The organism is Thalassotalea agariperforans (assembly GCF_053470345.1).
Genome location: NZ_JBQMWH010000003.1, coordinates 247,191 through 264,315 on the forward strand (window position 1 = coordinate 247,191; position 17,125 = coordinate 264,315).

16 protein-coding genes are annotated in these 17,125 nt (G+C 36.4%); 9 read left to right on the forward strand and 7 right to left on the reverse strand.

Going from position 1 to position 17,125, the window contains the following annotated elements:
* The first annotated feature begins 19 nt into the window (after positions 1-19).
* Positions 20-850, forward strand: a complete 831-nt coding sequence (locus tag ACSLUO_RS06390; RefSeq protein ID WP_448247207.1) for a peptidoglycan DD-metalloendopeptidase family protein — start codon at positions 20-22, stop codon at positions 848-850.
* 73 nt (positions 851-923) lie between these two features.
* Positions 924-1,829: an RNA polymerase sigma factor RpoS gene (rpoS, locus tag ACSLUO_RS06395; protein WP_448247209.1), complete on the forward strand. Its 906-nt coding sequence runs from the start codon at positions 924-926 to the stop codon at positions 1,827-1,829.
* 109 nt (positions 1,830-1,938) lie between these two features.
* On the opposite strand, the gene dxs is transcribed toward rpoS, so the two are convergent.
* The 3 genes from dxs to xseB are packed head-to-tail and all read right to left on the reverse strand — an operon-like array spanning position 1,939 to position 4,959.
* A complete protein-coding gene (gene dxs / locus ACSLUO_RS06400; RefSeq protein WP_448247210.1) occupies positions 1,939-3,804 on the reverse strand; it encodes a 1-deoxy-D-xylulose-5-phosphate synthase in 1,866 nt (621 codons plus the stop codon).
* Positions 3,805-3,818: 14 nt separating this feature from the next.
* Entirely contained in the window at positions 3,819-4,709 is an 891-nt protein-coding gene (gene ispA, locus ACSLUO_RS06405; protein WP_448247212.1) for a (2E,6E)-farnesyl diphosphate synthase, read from the reverse strand.
* Positions 4,710-4,716: 7 nt separating this feature from the next.
* Complete coding sequence (gene xseB / locus ACSLUO_RS06410; RefSeq protein ID WP_448247213.1) at positions 4,717-4,959, reverse strand: exodeoxyribonuclease VII small subunit; 243 nt, start codon at positions 4,957-4,959, stop codon at positions 4,717-4,719.
* 227 nt (positions 4,960-5,186) lie between these two features.
* Between xseB and pomA the strand changes: the two genes are divergently transcribed.
* From pomA to thiI, 3 genes are all read left to right on the forward strand, one after another.
* Positions 5,187-5,951, forward strand: a complete 765-nt coding sequence (pomA, locus tag ACSLUO_RS06415; protein ID WP_448247215.1) for a flagellar motor protein PomA — start codon at positions 5,187-5,189, stop codon at positions 5,949-5,951.
* Between the two features lie 6 nt (positions 5,952-5,957).
* Positions 5,958-6,905: a flagellar motor protein MotB gene (locus ACSLUO_RS06420; protein WP_448247217.1), complete on the forward strand. Its 948-nt coding sequence runs from the start codon at positions 5,958-5,960 to the stop codon at positions 6,903-6,905.
* Between the two features lie 74 nt (positions 6,906-6,979).
* The gene (gene thiI, locus ACSLUO_RS06425) at positions 6,980-8,434 is read left to right on the forward strand and encodes a tRNA uracil 4-sulfurtransferase ThiI (RefSeq protein WP_448247219.1); all 1,455 of its coding nucleotides are present in this window, start codon (positions 6,980-6,982) and stop codon (positions 8,432-8,434) included.
* A gap of 18 nt (positions 8,435-8,452) precedes the next feature.
* On the opposite strand, the gene ACSLUO_RS06430 is transcribed toward thiI, so the two are convergent.
* Positions 8,453-9,370, reverse strand: coding sequence for a ketopantoate reductase family protein (locus ACSLUO_RS06430; protein ID WP_448247221.1), 918 nt, complete (start codon positions 9,368-9,370; stop codon positions 8,453-8,455).
* The gene (locus ACSLUO_RS06435) at positions 9,370-9,714 is read right to left on the reverse strand and encodes a VanZ family protein (RefSeq protein ID WP_448247223.1); all 345 of its coding nucleotides are present in this window, start codon (positions 9,712-9,714) and stop codon (positions 9,370-9,372) included. Before ACSLUO_RS06435 ends, ACSLUO_RS06430 begins: the two co-directional genes overlap by 1 nt.
* A gap of 131 nt (positions 9,715-9,845) precedes the next feature.
* Here ACSLUO_RS06435 and ACSLUO_RS06440 point away from each other — a divergent pair, with 131 nt between their 5' ends.
* Both ACSLUO_RS06440 and ACSLUO_RS06445 read left to right on the forward strand, forming a co-directional pair.
* Positions 9,846-10,328, forward strand: a complete 483-nt coding sequence (locus ACSLUO_RS06440) for a YajQ family cyclic di-GMP-binding protein (protein WP_448247225.1) — start codon at positions 9,846-9,848, stop codon at positions 10,326-10,328.
* 161 nt (positions 10,329-10,489) lie between these two features.
* The gene (locus ACSLUO_RS06445) at positions 10,490-11,839 is read left to right on the forward strand and encodes a sodium-dependent transporter (RefSeq protein WP_448247227.1); all 1,350 of its coding nucleotides are present in this window, start codon (positions 10,490-10,492) and stop codon (positions 11,837-11,839) included.
* A gap of 61 nt (positions 11,840-11,900) precedes the next feature.
* On the opposite strand, the gene ACSLUO_RS06450 is transcribed toward ACSLUO_RS06445, so the two are convergent.
* Positions 11,901-12,596, reverse strand: a complete 696-nt coding sequence (locus tag ACSLUO_RS06450) for a TIGR01621 family pseudouridine synthase (RefSeq protein WP_448247229.1) — start codon at positions 12,594-12,596, stop codon at positions 11,901-11,903.
* Positions 12,597-12,819: 223 nt separating this feature from the next.
* Between ACSLUO_RS06450 and gshA the strand changes: the two genes are divergently transcribed.
* The gene (gene gshA, locus ACSLUO_RS06455; RefSeq protein WP_448247231.1) at positions 12,820-14,391 is read left to right on the forward strand and encodes a glutamate--cysteine ligase; all 1,572 of its coding nucleotides are present in this window, start codon (positions 12,820-12,822) and stop codon (positions 14,389-14,391) included.
* A 641-nt stretch (positions 14,392-15,032) separates the two neighbouring features.
* Here gshA and ACSLUO_RS06460 read toward each other — a convergent pair.
* The gene (locus tag ACSLUO_RS06460) at positions 15,033-15,323 is read right to left on the reverse strand and encodes a GIY-YIG nuclease family protein (RefSeq protein WP_448247233.1); all 291 of its coding nucleotides are present in this window, start codon (positions 15,321-15,323) and stop codon (positions 15,033-15,035) included.
* 1,128 nt (positions 15,324-16,451) lie between these two features.
* On the opposite strand from ACSLUO_RS06460, the gene ACSLUO_RS06465 reads away from it, so the two are divergent.
* Positions 16,452-17,066: a transglycosylase SLT domain-containing protein gene (locus tag ACSLUO_RS06465; protein WP_448247235.1), complete on the forward strand. Its 615-nt coding sequence runs from the start codon at positions 16,452-16,454 to the stop codon at positions 17,064-17,066.
* The last annotated feature ends 59 nt before the right edge of the window (positions 17,067-17,125 follow it).

Sequence of the window (17,125 nt, forward strand, 5' to 3'; positions counted from 1 at the left end):
TGATGAGAATGAATACTCAATGAGAGCGTATTTTTATTTAATAATTTTTACACTTTTAGCGGCCTGTTCTTCGCATCATACACCGGCACCGGTAGTTGAAATAGAGGCGAGTAAAATAGCCTCTAAATACCGAAAAGGTACCATCAATTCTGATACTTATATCGTGAGTAAAGGGGAAACTCTTTATTCGATTGCTTGGCGTTCTGATAGTGATATTAGAACGTTAGCGAGTTTGAACAAACTTTCACCACCTTATAAAATTTTTCCAGGACAAAAAATTTATTTGAGTGATAAATCGGCTAACGCTATAACTGACAAGACTTCCAAGCAAAAATTGAATAATTACTCGACAAAAAAAGTTAAAAATCAGGTGAAAAAACCTATTGCGTCGAATAAAAAGCAGGAGTATGGTGAAAGTGTAAGTAGACAAAAAGCAAGCAAAAACCTAGAAAATACTGGCTCAACATTTTCGCAAAAGATACGAAAATGGCAATGGCCAGCCGAAGGTAAAATAGTTAGCTATTTTTCTACGAAACAAGAAGGTAATAAAGGTATTAACATTGCTGGTCGCCGAGGTGAAAATATTGTCGCTGCCGCAGATGGAATTGTTGTTTACGCAGGTAATGCACTAAGAGGATATGGCCGATTAGTGATTATTAAACATAACGATGATTACTTAAGCGCTTATGCACATAATGATGAAATCTTGGTAAAAGAGCAGCAAAACGTTAAAGCCGGAGAGAAAATCGCTAAGATGGGCGATACTGATGCGGAAAGAGTCATGCTTCATTTTGAAGTTCGCTTCCGTGGTAAATCAGTTAACCCTATGAAGTACTTACCGAAAAGATAAAATAATAATAATAATATTTTGGAGTTACTGTGAATAATTAATGTCTAACGATTGCTGACCTGGGGAGAATAGCATGGCTATAGCGATAGAAGCTCAAAACAAAGAGAATGAAAGTAAGTCAAAAGCAGTAGAAGAGGTTTCTGCAAACTTAGATGCAACCCAATTGTACTTAAGCGAAATTGGTTTTTCACCATTGTTAAGTGCTGAAGAAGAAGTGTATTTTTCTAGATTAGCATTAAAAGGTGATGCACCATCGCGCAAACGCATGATCGAGAGTAATCTTCGATTAGTTGTCAAAATAGCCCGTCGATACAATAACCGCGGCTTACCCTTATTAGATTTGATAGAAGAAGGTAATTTAGGCTTGATCCGAGCCGTTGAAAAGTTTGATCCTGAACGTGGATTTAGATTTTCAACCTATGCTACTTGGTGGATCCGTCAAACTATCGAACGCGCTATCATGAATCAAACTCGTACCATTCGACTACCTATTCATGTAGTGAAAGAATTAAATATTTATTTACGTGCTGCTCGTGATTTAATTCAAAAATTAGATCATGAACCAACCGCTGAAGATATCGCAAAAGCGCTAGACAAACCGGTTGAAGACGTTAGTAAAATGTTAAAACTTAACGAACGCATTACTTCAGTTGATACTCCATTTGCTGGTGACTCAGAAAAAGGCTTGTTAGACATTATTGCTGACGAAAAAGGCTCAGGTCCTGAATCAGAGCTACAAGACGATGATATGAAAAACAATATCGTGCATTGGTTGAATGAGCTTAATTCTAAACAACGTGAAGTATTAGCCCGCCGTTTTGGTTTATTAGGCTACGAAGCTGCAACTTTAGAAGATGTTGGTCGTGAAATTGGTTTAACACGCGAGCGTGTGAGACAAATTCAAGTAGAAGCATTAAAACGTTTACGTGATATTTTAAGTCAAGAAGACTTATCTATTGAAGCTATTTTTCAAGCATAAGTACATCACTTAGATTGATAAAAGCTATAAAATAAAAGGCATTAACTTATTTAGTTAATGCCTTTTTTGTTGTTAGTGATTTAGCTAACGATTTACTTTAGAGAGGAGATTACTTTTTGATAAAGGTTGTAACTTTGTCAATAATGCCTTGTGCATCTAATCCTAATTCAGCATGAATTTCTTGTTGTGTACCATGTTTAATGAAAATGTCAGGTAAGCCAATATTAAGTATTTTAGCGGCTAAGCCTTGGCTTAAAATATATTCATTAACAGCGGAACCTGCACCACCGGCAATCGCATTATCTTCTACGGTAACCAATACCTGATGTGACTCAATTAATGAGGTTAACATTGCTTCATCAAGCGGCTTAACAAAGCGCATATCAACTACCGTTGCACCTAACTCTTCTGCCGCGGTTAAGGCTTCATCTAGCATGGTACCAAAATTTAAAATGGCAACTTTTTCGCCTTGGCGAATAAGGTTAGCTTTACCTATTTCTATGGTATCACTAATTAAAGGTAATTCACTGCCATTGCCAGAGCCACGAGGGTAACGAACAGCCGCTGGTGAATTTAATTGATAACCTGTTGTTAACATGAGCTGGCATTCACGTTCATTCGATGGCGTCATGATCACCATGTTAGGAATACAACGTAAAAAGCTTAAATCAAATGAGCCTTGATGAGTAGGGCCGTCAGCGCCAACAATGCCTGCCCGATCAATGGCAAATAACACCGGTAAATTTTGAATGGCAACATCATGAATTAACTGATCATAACCACGTTGTAAAAAGCTCGAATAAATCGCAACAACAGGCTTTAATCCACCAATAGCTAAACCGGCGGCGTAGGTCACCGCATGTTGTTCTGCAATAGCCACATCATAGTACTGCTCCGGAAAACGCTGACTAAATTCTACCATGCCAGAGCCTTCACGCATCGCCGGTGTGATTGCGGCTAGCTTTTTATCGTGTTCGGCTGTTTTACAAAGCCAATCACCAAATATTTTTGAGTAGGTAGGTAAGCCTGACTTAGCTTTAGGTAAAGTGGTTTCTTTTGGATCAAATTTGGGTACAGCATGATATTTAATTGGATCTTGTTCCGCCGCTTCGTAGCCTTTGCCTTTTTTAGTTGCAATATGGAGTAGTTGTGGGCCTTTTAAATTGCGCATGTTTTTAATGGTATCAACTAAACCTTTGACATCATGGCCGTCAATTGGGCCAATATAATTAAACCCTAATTCTTCAAAAAAAGTGCTCGGCACAACCATGCCTTTTAAGTGTTCTTCAGCACGGCTGGCTAATTCTTTTATCGGGGGAATATTACCGAGAATTTTTTTACTGCTTTCGCGAATACCAGAATAAATACTGCCAGATAACATTTTAGCTAAATGATTATTTAACGCCCCAACATTTTCAGAAATGGACATATCGTTATCATTTAAAATAACCAACATATCTTTACGAATATCACCAGCATGGTTTAAAGCTTCAAATGCCATACCTGCGGTCATTGCACCATCACCAATAACAGCAACTGTTTTTCTACCTTGACCTTCTTTATCCGCTGCAACCGCTAAACCTAATGCCGCAGAAATAGAGGTACTTGAATGACCAACACTTAATACATCATAAGGGCTTTCTTCACGCCACGGAAACGGATGCAAACCATCTTTTTGTCGAATCGTATGAAGTTGGTCACGTCGACCCGTTAATATTTTATGTGGGTAGGCCTGATGACCTACATCCCAAATAACATGGTCAAAAGGGGTTTTATAAACATAATGTAACGCAACAGTTAGTTCTATTGTGCCCAAACCAGAAGCAAAATGACCGCTGCTTTTACTGACCGAGTTTAATAAAAAACGACGTAATTCTTTACTGGCCTGAGGCAATTGATCTTTATCTAACATACGAAGATCGTCAGGCGAGTTAATATTCGACAGTAAAGGGTAGTCAGTTAAATTTATGGTCATAATATTAAAACAGATTAATGGGTGCGGTTGACAATAAAGGTCGCGAATTTTTCTAAGTTGTGGGTATTGTAAGGCAAAGTTGCTAAAGCTTGAAGTGATTGTGCAAATAACTCGTCAGCTTTTTTTTGCGCTCCGGCTAAACCTAATAAAGCAGGGTATGTTGATTTGTTCGCTGCCACATCAGAACCGCTTGGTTTACCTAGCTCTGCTTCTGTTGAAGTGATATCAATAATGTCATCTCTTACTTGATAAGCTAAACCAACAAATTTGGCAAAATCAGCTAAACTATTTTGCTGTTCAGCGGTAATATCGTCGGCACAATCTGCAACCATTAAAACACTGGCTTGTAATAAAGCACCGGTTTTTAGTGAATGTAATTGTTCTAATGCTGCTAAGGATATTTGTTGATTGGTGGCTGCTAAATCTAACGCTTGGCCACCACACATGCCTTGGTAACCACTCGCTTGTACCAAACGCTGAATCAGTTTTATTTGTTTGTGTTGAATTTTTTCAGAAAAAGGGTGGTTCGCTAAAATATCAAAAGCTAAGGTTTGCAAACTATCACCCGCTAAAATCGCAGTGGCCTCATCAAAAGCTTTATGACACGTAGGTTGGCCACGGCGTAAATCATCATCATCCATGGCAGGTAAGTCGTCATGTAATAATGAATAAGCATGAATGCACTCTAAAGAGGCGGCAATGCCATCAACGTCACTTAGTGCTAAACCTAACGCTTCACCCGTGATATAAGCTAAATAAGGACGCATGCGTTTTCCGCCAATTAATAAACCATAACGCATGGCTTCTAATAATTTGGGGTCGTTAACCGGTAATTGGTCTATTTTTTCATTAAGAAAAGTATTTATACGGGTTTGATAATTGTTTAGGTTTGGCAAGGAAGTCACGAAAAAATTAGCTCTCAGAAGTGTCGAATGAGGTTAGTTTGGCTTCACCGTCTTTATGCAACAAAATATTAATTTTTTGTTCTGCATCTTGTAATTTGTTTTGGCTATGCTGACTAAGCTGCAGACCACGCTCAAACAAAGTCATTGACTCTTCAAGGTTTAAGTCGCCTTGCTCTAAGTTATGTACAATATTTTCGAGTTCTTGTAGCGATTCTTCGAAGGAAACATTTTCAAGTTTTTTCTTAGCCATAAAACACTTTTATCTGCGGAAAACAAAATAAGGCGCAACGTTACCTCAGCTAGCTTTGAGGGTCAATTATATCTGAAAATAAGTTAGAAATAATTTTTAAATATATTCGTTAAGTTATTGAGAAGTTTGCCGATAATAAATTTAATAAGTATTCGCGAATATTTATGTCATCATGTATATAATAAAGAAAAAATAACAGCATTCGTTTTGAGTTTTAGGAGAGTTTTGTGGATTTAGCAACGATAATTGGCATGCTAGGCGCAATCGGCTTTATTGTTATGGCAATGATCTTAGGTGGCGATATCAGCATGTTTGTTGATACCCAGTCTATTTTGATTGTATTTTGTGGTTCTATTTTTGTTGTGTTGTCGAACTATAACATGGGGCAGTTTTTTGGTATCGGCAAAATCATCGGCAAATCGTTTATGTTTAAACTTGAAGCGCCAGATGAGTTAATTGAAAAATCAGTAGAAATGGCTGATGCTGCCCGTAAAGGGGGATTTTTAGCACTAGAAGAAGCCGAAATTACCAATGCCTTTATGCAAAAAGGTGTTGATATGCTGGTAGATGGTCATGATGCGGATGTTGTGCGTGCGACCTTACAAAAAGATATTACTTTAACTACAGAACGTCATGAAACTGGCATTGGTATGTTATCCGCTTTAGCCGATGTTGCCCCAGCTATGGGAATGATTGGTACCTTGATTGGTTTGGTGGCGATGTTATCAAACATGGATGACCCAAAAGCGATTGGTCCGGCGATGGCGGTAGCCCTGTTAACAACACTTTATGGTGCCTTTTTAGCAAACGTAATTGCTATTCCTATTGCTAATAAATTAAAACTGCGTTTAGCAGAAGAAAAACTCAATCAAGAGTTAATTCTTGATGCCGTATTAGGTATTCAAGATGGTCAAAACCCACGTGTTATTGAAAACTTGCTGAAAAACTATTTAGCTGAAAGTAAACGCGCAATATCAACTGTGGAAGAGTAATCGATTATGTCGAATCCTCCTGAGTGTAAGTGCCCACCACCGGGGTTGCCCGCATGGATGGGAACCTTTGCTGATTTAATGTCGCTATTAATGTGCTTCTTTGTACTGTTGTTGTCGTTTTCTGAAATGGACGTATTAAAGTTCAAACAAATAGCCGGTTCAATGAAGTTTGCCTTTGGTGTGCAAAATAAAATTGAAGTAAAAGACATTCCTAAAGGCACCAGTGTTATTGCGCAAGAGTTCCGCCCAGGTAAACCTGAGCCGACACCTATTGAAGTGATCCAACAGCAAACCATGGAAATGACCCAGCAAATGTTGGAGTTCCAAGCGGGTGATGAAACCTCAGCTGGTGGCCGTCAAGAGCAACGTGGTACTCAACGAGGTGGCCAATCTCAAAGTACAGCGGAAGAGTTATCAGCTCAACAAATACAGCAAGCGCAAGAGCAAATGCAGCAAGCCCAACAAGAAAACATGAATGAGTTGGTGAAAAAAATTGCTGAGCAAATGGAAGAACAAATTCAAGACGGAGCCATTGAGCTTGAAGCTTTAGGCCAGCAAATTATTATTCGCATTCGTGAAAATGGCTCATTTCCGTCAGGATCGGCGTTTTTACAGCCTAAGTTTAAACCGATCATTCAAGACATTGGTAAGTTGTTAAACACGATCCCTGGTGAAATTATGATCTCAGGTAATACCGATAACCAAGGGATCAGCTCTGAATTATTTACCTCTAACTGGGATTTGTCCTCTAAGCGTGCAGTGGCTATTGCTCATGAAATGATTAAAGTTCCGGGCTTTGACCAAAGTCGTTTATTGGTGGTGGGTAATGCCGACACTAAACCTTTGGTACCAAATACCAATGCTTTAAATCGACGACGAAACCGCCGAGTTGAAATTTCTATCAATCAAGGTAAAGCGAAAGAAACCGACCCGATTTCATTTATTGAAGAATAAACTTACAGAGCTACTATGGTAGCTCTTTTTGATCGTGTATAATTCGCGCCATTCTTTTTAAGGTGGTTACATTGATGAAATTTATTGTCAAATTACAAGCGGAAATTACAATTAAGTCGCGTCCGGTACGCAAACGTTTCACTAAAATATTAGAGTCTAATATAAAAAACGTACTTCGTCGGGTTGATGACCAAATAACTACCCGCTTGAACTGGGACAGTATTGAAGTTAATACTAAAAACAACACTCCTGAAAATCGTTTAAAGTTAATTGAAACCTTAAAATGTATTCCTGGTATTCCTGCTTTTATTGAAGTTCAGCAAACTGACTTTACTGATGTTCATAGCATTTTTGAAAAAACACTCGCCATTCATGCCAAAACCATCGAAAACAAAACCTTCTGTGTTCGTGTTAAGCGTGTTGGTAAACATGAATTTAGCTCGCTAGAAGTTGAGCAATATGTGGGTGGAGGTTTAAACCAAAATGTTGCTAGCGCTAAAGTAAAACTAACTAAGCCAGAAGTTACTATTCGCCTTGAAATTAATCAAGATAAGCTGTTTATTGTAACAGAGCGTCATATTGGTTTAAGTGGCTTTCCAATAGCCACACAAGAAGACGTTTTATCATTAATGTCAGGTGGTTTTGATTCTGGTGTTGCCAGTTATCAAATGATCAAAAAAGGCGCTCGTACTCACTTTTGTTTTTTCAATTTAGGTGGCTCTGCTCACGAAGTTGGTGTTAAACAAGTAAGTTATTATTTGTGGAACAAATACGGCGCTTCACATAAGGTGAAATTTTTTGCTATTGATTTTGAACCTGTAGTTGGTGAAATTTTAGAAAACATCGAAAATGGTCAAATGGGGGTTGTACTTAAACGCATGATGATGCGTGCGGCCGCTAAAGTAGCTGAAAAAATGGGAATTCAAGCCTTAGTTACAGGTGAAAGCTTAGGGCAAGTGTCTAGTCAAACATTAACCAACTTAAATGTGATTGATCGTGTCACTGAAACTTTAATATTACGCCCGCTGGTTGCGTACGACAAACAAGAAATTATTGATATTGCGCGGGTTATAGGTACAGAAGACTTTGCTAAAACCATTCCTGAGTATTGTGGCGTAATTTCGAAAAAACCAACGGTTAAAGCGGTATTGTCAAAGGTTGAAGCGGAAGAAGAAAACTTTGATTTTGCAATTTTAGACAAAGTTGTTGAAGAATGTCGTGTGTTTGATATTCGTAAAATTGCTGAAGAAACAGAAGCCGAAGTATCTTCTGTAGCAACGGTGGAAAGCATCGCTGAAGGCGCTATTGTAATTGACGTAAGAAGCCCTGAAGAAGAAGAAGAAAAGCCAGTAGAAATAGATAATGTTGACGTTATTCATATTCCTTTTTACAAAATCAGCAGTAAATTTGGTGATTTAGACCAATCGAAAGAATATTTATTGTATTGTGACCGTGGTGTTATGAGTCAATTACAAGCGTTACTATTACATGATAATGGCTATAAAAACGTTAAGGTTTATCGTCCTTAATTAATATTAATACCTATATCAATAAAGCTTTGTTAGCTGATTAATTTGCTGACAAAGCTTTTTATTTTCTGGCACATTAATATTCGCCTTGTCAGCAAGCGTGACTAAATAGCCATTAATGTAGTTAATTTCGGTGGGCTGTTGTTTGATAACATCACTGCGCATTGAAGAACAATTTAACGCTGTTTTTTCTGCTACTGTCATAACCAACGCATAAACGTCTTCAAAAGCCATATTTTGTCCTTGGCTGGCCGCTACACTAATAAACTCCTGTATTAGCGTTTTTATCGTTTGCTGATATTTCACCGAGCAAAGTTCACCATTATTGATGTTATTAATTGCCGTTAACGGATTGATAACACAGTTAACTGCTAATTTTAGCCATTGTTTTTCACTAATATTATTTTGCCAGTGGACATTTAACTGGCTGTTAGCAAACTCTGCGATTAACTGGTTTTTATCTTCCGAACTTAACTTGCCTTGTAATAACCCCAGATCACAAAACCCCAACCCTGTATGAATGATATGACAAGCTGATGTTTTTTTACTGCCATGAGTCGTTAATAGGGTTAACAGGGGGTGTTGTGCTGATAAATCAAGTAAAGTTTGTTTTGTTAATACTCCCATACCGTTATGACAAAGTATGATTTTTACATTCTTTGGCAAATAGGGCATAAGTTGAATTAGTGCTTGATCAATTTGGTATGATTTCACACAAATTAAGATCACATCTGCATTCGCAATTGACTGCTGATCGGCATAGTTAATGGGAATTTGATAACTAAGGCCTTGAAAATGAGTAAAGCTGAAATGAGTGGAGCCTTGTTTTCGCGCTTTTAATGCTAATTGCCTTTGGGCTTGCTTTTTATTCTGAGTATACAGTTGTTGATAAAATAATAAGCCAATAGCACCAGCGCCAACAATTACAATATTCATTACTTAGCTTTTACAATTAGGGTACACCAATGAATAAAGATAAAACTGCCAACCCCCATGATATCGGCAACAAAATCGGTAAATTCGCCATTTCTAAAACCTAAATATGCCTGACCTAACTCAGAGGCGGCAGCATAAAAAATTAAGGTTACGGCAATAACGCTAATCGGCAGTTTAACTAAAGCATGGATCAGCCAAGTTAATAGGAAAAAGCCGATAAAATGGCCGATAGTATCAATTTTTGTATTTTCAACTAGCTGTTCATTAAAGCCAGGGATAAATGAAAAAATAATCGCAATAAAAATAATACAAAATAACAATAACAGGTGGTGATTTTTTTTCACGTGAGGATGGTTATAAAAAGTGATAAGTAATAATAACATGGCTTTAATTAATATTAATAGATAGCGATTACTTTAAGCGAATATTTTGTTATTATTTGCGGGTTTTAAACTAGACTTGAGCAGATATAATTATGCCTTCATTAGATATTGTTTCTGAAATTAATTTAGAAGATGTGCGCAACGCCACAGAAAATGCAACCCGAGAATTAGCTACCCGTTTCGACTTTCGCGGTGTTGAAGCAAGTTTTGAATGGAAATCGCCCAATGTTACGTTAAAGGCAGAAGCTGATTTTCAAATTAATCAAATGATTGATCTACTTCGTGGTCAATTAGCTAAGAGAAATATTGATGCGAAAGCACTCACATTAGGTTCAACTAATCATTCAGGGCGCACTTTTTCTCAGCAAGTGAGCTTTAAAGAAGGTATTGAACAGCCAGTTGCTAAAAAATTAGTTAAACTTATTAAAGATAGTAAGTTAAAAGTACAAGCCGCAATTCAAGGTGAGCAACTGAGAGTTACCGGTAAAAAACGTGATGACTTACAAGCGGTAATGAAACTTGTTCGTGAAGCAGATTTAGAGCAATCTTTTCAATTTAATAACTTTAAAGATTAATGGTTTATTGCCATAGGTTAACTGAATGAGGAGCTTTTTAGCTCCTTTTTTATTTTAACGGTGCATAGAAAAGTTAAGCTAAAAAAATTAAGATAAAGTGCCAAAGAGCGATTACGCTTTAAATCAATAAATTAACAAGCAGTGAGAGAAACCATTACATCATGACAGTAGCAAGAGGCGTATTTAGTTCACGCATTGGCTTTATTATGGCCGCAGCAGGTTCAGCTGTTGGCTTAGGCAATATTTGGGGGTTTCCAACTCAAACCGCAAGTAATGGTGGTGCGGCTTTTGTATTAATGTATTTAGTACTGGCTTTTTGTTTGGCGTATCCGGCCTTTATGGCAGAAATTTTAATCGGCCGTTATGGTCAAGCAAATGCGGTAACCTCGTTACAAAAAATGTCAGGTAATCGCTTTCAAAAAAACTTTGCCTTTATTGTCGGTTTTGCCGGCATTATTTGTGCGGCATTAATTTTAAGCTTTTATGGCATCGTTGCCGGTTGGATGATGGCACATACTGCCGAACCAGTAGCTAAACTTATTGGTAATAACAATGCTGCCAGCTGGTTAACGTCTTTTTCATTCAGCCGAAATGTTATTTTTACCGGCTTATTTATTGGTTTAACTATTTTAATTATTCGCCGAGGTGTTGAGCAAGGTATTGAAAAATGGTCAAAACGTTTAATGCCGGTAATGTTAGCCTTGTTATCAGCCTTAATTATTTATGTGATGACATTAGAAGGCGCTAGTGAAGGATTAGCTGCTTACTTAAATCCTGATTTCTCTCGTGTTTTTGAAGCTAAATTATTGTTAAGTGCGCTAGGGCAAGCTTTTTTCTCTTTATCGCTAGGTACCAGTGTCATGGTTATTTATGGCTCTTATATCGCGAAAACAGAAAATATGGTGACCTTAGGGGCACAAGTTACCTTAATTGATGTTTCAATTGCCTTTTTAGCGGGCTTATTAATTATTCCTGCTATGTACGTTGCACAAGCACAAGGGGTTGAAATATTTGCAGCTGATGGCAGTTTATTGTCTGAAGATACGCTAGTATTTACGGTTTTACCGAGCTTATTTAATCACATGGGAGTAGCGGGTTTATTTATTGCGATTGGCTTTTTTGCTTTAATGTCGATAGCCGCGTTAACGTCATCAATTTCGATGTTAGAAGGGCCCGTTTCTTATGCAGTTGAACGCCATGGTTATGCTCGTAAAAAAGCCTCATTAATTATAGGTGTTTTGATCTTTTTATTAAGCTTGTTGATCATGACTAACTTTTCGAGCCTATTTGGTTTAGTGATCACTGTGTCTACAAAATATGGTCAACCTATTGTTGCTATGCTGTGTTGTGTTTTTGTTGGTTGGATCTGGCAACGTAACTCATTAATTAATGAAATTAAACAAGGTAATGAACAAGTAGAAGCGTCAGTATTTTGGAAGATATGGCCGGTATATACCAAATTTATTTGTCCGGTCGCAATTGCTGCCGTATTTGTACATAGTTTGATATAACGCTATGGTTTAAGTTTGTTCATCGCCAGCCTTAATGTGGTTGCTTGAATATCAGCGTAAGCTATTTTATTTTTGGCCAGTTTAAGTTCCAAGGTAATAATGTTTCTGTTGGTAACTCGAGTTTCTCAAAATGCTGTCCTTGTGTTGGGGCTAACACATAGTGGTAGGCTTGGCCGTGCCAATGAAAGTTAAGCGCATAGGCATGCAAATAACCTCTATCAGCCTGATTTTTACTTTCTCCTTTTGCATATAAAGGATCACCCAATATTTGCGCGCCAATACTTGCAAGCGCAACGCGTATTTGATGGGTTTTACCGCTATGTGGCTTAACTAAAAACAAGCGTAAGCCGTTGCCTAAACCATAAGAAAAAAACTGGCTAATGGCTGGGTTTTCCATGGTTCTTAATAGTTTCCAGGCACCACGTCGGCTTTTTGCCATATCACCTTTAATTAACCCCTGCTTTTTTTTAGGTTTTTGATCTGAAATGGCGAGATAATACTTTTGAATAAGGTGCTGACTAAATAGATGCTGAAAATGGCAGGCCGCGGTTTTATTTTTTGCGAGTAATAATAATCCTGATGTCATTTTATCGAGCCGATGCACAGGGTATAATTCAGTCAATGCGAGTTGCTGTTTTATTTGGTTAAATAAACCTTGGTTTACTTCACCTTCATCGTGAAAATTAATATCAGCACTTTTATTGATCACAATAAAGTCATTCGTTTGAGCAACAAGATGAAAGGCAGAATGGGTCATTTAAAAGGCTATGCTCAAAGGTTTAATAACAGCAGTTAGTATATGGAACAGATTTTAACTGGGCTAATAAAATATTGAAACAATTTACTTTATTCTCCGGTCAATAGCTGTGGTATAAAGGCAACTGTATTTTTATCGTTATTTTTAGGCCGAGCCATTGAAAATAAATACTTTACCCTCAAATAGCTTTGAGATTAGCAATACTTAATGTTCGGGAGTCACATTGACTAAATCAATTCAGGATTTTATTTCGGCATTAAGCCTTCCTAATAATCTTTCTACATTAACAGAAATTGGTCGAGGTATTGAAAGAGAATCACTTCGTGTTTTATCTGAAGGGCGGTTATCAACACATTCTCATTACAATAGTTTAGGGTCAGCACTTACTCACCCACAAATCACGACAGATTATTCCGAAACCCTAATGGAGTTTATAACGCCAGTCAGTTATACGCCTGAGCTAGCGATCACTCAATTAGAAGATGTTCATAAATTTGTTTTATCACAAATTGATGATGAACTTTTATGGCCAATGAGTATGCCGTGCTTTGTTAAAGACGCGAATAAAATTGAATTGGCCAATTACGGTAATTCAAATATTGGTAAAATGAAGCGGGTTTATCGCCAAGGTTTAAAAAACCGTTACGGCTCTATGATGCAGGTAATTGCCGGTATTCATTTCAACTTTTCATTACCCAAGTCGTTTTGGCAAGTGATCCAAGAAGTTGAAGGTAATCAAGCTCCCTTAAATGACTTTATCTCTCAGCGCTATTTTGCCTTAATTAGAAATTATAAGCGCTTTTGTTGGTTGATCCCTTATTTATACGGAAGTTCACCGGCTATTTGTCCGTCATTTTTACAAGGCAAAAAAACAGCCTTACCGTTTAAAACTTCTGCTAACGGTTATATGTATTTACCGTATGCAACCTCACTGCGAATGAGTGACTTAGGTTATACCAATAGTGAACAATCAGCTTTGTATATTTGTTATAACAATATTGAAAGTTATATTGCGCAAGTAGAAAAAGCGATTAGTTTATCATCGGAAGAGTTTTCTAAAATTGGTATTAAAGTTGATGGCCAATATCAGCAATTAAATAGTAATGTATTACAAATTGAAAATGAACTTTATGCACCTATCAGGCCTAAACGGGTTGCTGAATCAGGTGAAAAACCTTCTCAAGCGTTAAAACGCCGTGGTGTTGAATATATCGAAGTACGCGCGTTAGACGTTAACCCATTTTCACAAACCGGTATAACTACCGAGCAAGTGTTATTTCTTGATGTATTCTTAACTTATTGTGCTTTATTACCAAGCCCTGAACTGGCCTGTGAGCAACAACAAGAGTTTGACAACAATATGGATGCCGTTGTTAATCAAGGGCGAGATCCTGCCTTGTTGTTGTCTGATTTTGGTGTTGAAAAATCAATACCACACTGGGGTAATGAAATTTTTGCTGAAATGAAAGCGATTGCTCAATTATTAGATCAAGCGAACCAATCGAATAAATATTTGGTGGCACTTGAAAGTGAGTTAAGTAAAATTAACGATGCTAAACTGACCCCATCAGCTAAAATTGTCGATTTAATTGTTGAGCAAAATGTGAGTTTAACCGGTTATGCTTTAACACAGGCACAAACGTATAAAAGCAATTTATTAAACCAACCTTATCAATTTTTTGATGAAAATTACTTTATTGAAACCGCGAAACAATCACATCTAGCTCAAGCTGAAATAGAAAAGAATGACACCTTAACCTTTGATGAGTTTTTAGCTGATTATTTTACCCATTAAATTTATGTGTGAATAAACAAGTTTGTTTTTACCAATGGCGCTTATGTTTTACATCAGCGCCATTTTTTTATTTAAACTTCATGTGTCAAAAAAGAGATAAAAAAAACGCATCTAAAGATGCGTTTAAAAACATGAAATATTAAGGGGAATTAAGCTTTCACAAGGTAAGAGTAGTGGAATATAAATTAGTTCAAAAATATTTTAACTTTTTTAATTTTATTTAACTTTACTTGTTTTCATTAACTTAGCTAAAAAACAGGCAAAAAAAACGCATTATAAAATGCGTTTAAAAACATGAAAATACTAAGGGAGATTAAAACTTTCATAAGGTATGAGTAGTGGAATATCAATTAGTTCAAAAATATTTTAATTTTTTTAATTTTATTTGGTTATTTAAAAAAACACTGGGGTGTTTTTATGAATAATTACGTTTTTTTGCACTTCAAATTTGAGGCTAAGGCGTATTTCGCATAATCAGTTTTATACCTATTCAGTTCATCAAGAATGATAAAAAAGTAGTCATATAAAAATTGATACACTCTAATGCCCTGTTAATTAACAAAATATAGTTGACTAAAATGAGCAACGAAAGAGTAAAAGCCAAATGTTTATGTCTTTTTTGAATTGACTTGTTGTAAGGTTTATTCGCTGAACTTAGGCCATTGGTTATATCCGATCTCTGGATTGTTTGAACAATGCTCTAGTATCAGTTTTGACTCAATAGCATTAATTTCTTTTACATCATCAGATTCAAAGATGACTTCTTTTCTAATAGTGAAGTCATTTCGTTCGGCTTTGGTAAAATCTTTGGCAATGCGTTTACTTTCAGCACTACCAAAGTAGTTAATACTATCCGTTAAGTCCTTACCAATATATATTTTTCCATTTGGGTAAGTTATGCGATAGATTACTTTACGAGTTCGATCATCCAATGTACGAGAACCTTATAATAATTTATTAGACCTGCAAAAGCTTTTTAAACAAGCCATTACCCGAATGTTCATAAATCAATAGACTGAAACTTACTGATAAAATTCTATCATATCAGGTAATTAATTATGCTAATAAAAACCTGTTGAGAGAAAGGCGGTTAAATGTAGCTTGCCTTTGATGAAGGTTTTATTTTTCAGCTAAAAAACAGGCAAAAAAAAACGCATTATAAAATGCGTTTAAAAACATGAAAATACTAAGGGAGATTAAAACTTTCATAAGGTATGAGTGGTGGAAGATAAATTAGTTCAAAAATATTTTAATTTTTTTGATTTTATTTTTATACGGAATGGTATTAGGTGGTTAGCAAAAAAAAATAGGCAAAAAAAACGCATCTAAAGATGCGTTTAAAAACATGAAAATACAATATTACATACAAGGGAGATTAAAACTTTCATAAGGTATGAGTGGTGTAATACAAATTAGTTCAAAAATATTTTAACTTTTTTTAAAATTTTATTTTTCTTCACTTGTTTTCATTAACTTAGCTAGGGTCTGTTTATCTTTGTTTAATAATCCAGCTGAGAGATAAAATCGTTTTAATCAAGGCTGAAATTATGTCGTTTAGTCAACTAAACCAATAATTTTAACGCCCAGTAAAGCGATTTTAGCCTCAGCCCTCAGTGCATAGTGCAATGGCTATTTTGTGCGCTAGCTGCATTAGAATTTCACTCATTTGGAATTCACTCATTTGGAATAAGCAAACAACCTTCATTCTGCTTTGCTATCACTTAAAATAGCCTATTGCTGAAAATATAAACAAAGAGCAACAGACCCTAAAAAACAGGTAAAAAAAAGCGCATTTTAAATGCGCTTTAAAACATGAAATACTTAGGGAAATTAAAGTCTTTCACAAGGTAAGAACATGGTTTTTGTTATAAGTTCAAATAATTGTTCAATTGATAAACATTTTTTAATTTATTGGAACAGTTCAGGTTATTTACTTTGCTGATACAGTTGCTCACTAATGCTAAGGCTAAAGTGTATTGATCGTAGTATTTATTGATATTCGGGTGACATTTTAAGATTTTCTGGCATGATATGGCGACTTTATTTATCTTTAATTTTTTATGATTCGTATTTATTTTTTATTTTTTTTCATTCTTACTACCTTAATTGGCTGTGCGACACCGCCACCAAAGAACCCTGAAAACCTTTGTGCTATCTTTCGTGAAAACCGAGATTGGTACTTTGATGCTAAAGCGGCCAGAGAACGTTGGGGAGTACCTATACATATTCCTATGGCGATGATGTATCAAGAAAGCTCTTTTCGCTCTGATGCTTTACCGCCACGAGATTACTTATTAGGTTTTATTCCGTGGGGACGTGTTAGCACGGCTTATGGTTATTCCCAAGCTAAGAGTATGACTTGGTCAGACTATATTCGCGAAACAGGTAATTCTGGGGCTGATCGTGATGATTTTGAAGATGCTATCGATTTTATGGCTTGGTTTATTTATAAAACGCAAAAAGTTAATGGTGTTTCTAAATGGGACGGTTATAACCAATATTTAAATTACCATGAGGGTTGGGGTGGTTTTAAGCGCAAAACTTATAAGAAAAAAGCTTGGCTGGTTAAAGTGGCTCGTAAGGTTGATCAAAGAGCGCGAATATATAGCAGTCAATTAAAGAGTTGTGAAGATGATCTTAACCGCAGCTGGTTATGGCGCTTATTTTTTGGTTAAAAGTAACGGAGCTTCGGCTCCGTTTTTTGTAAGTGAGCACTTTTTTATTTTTATTTATA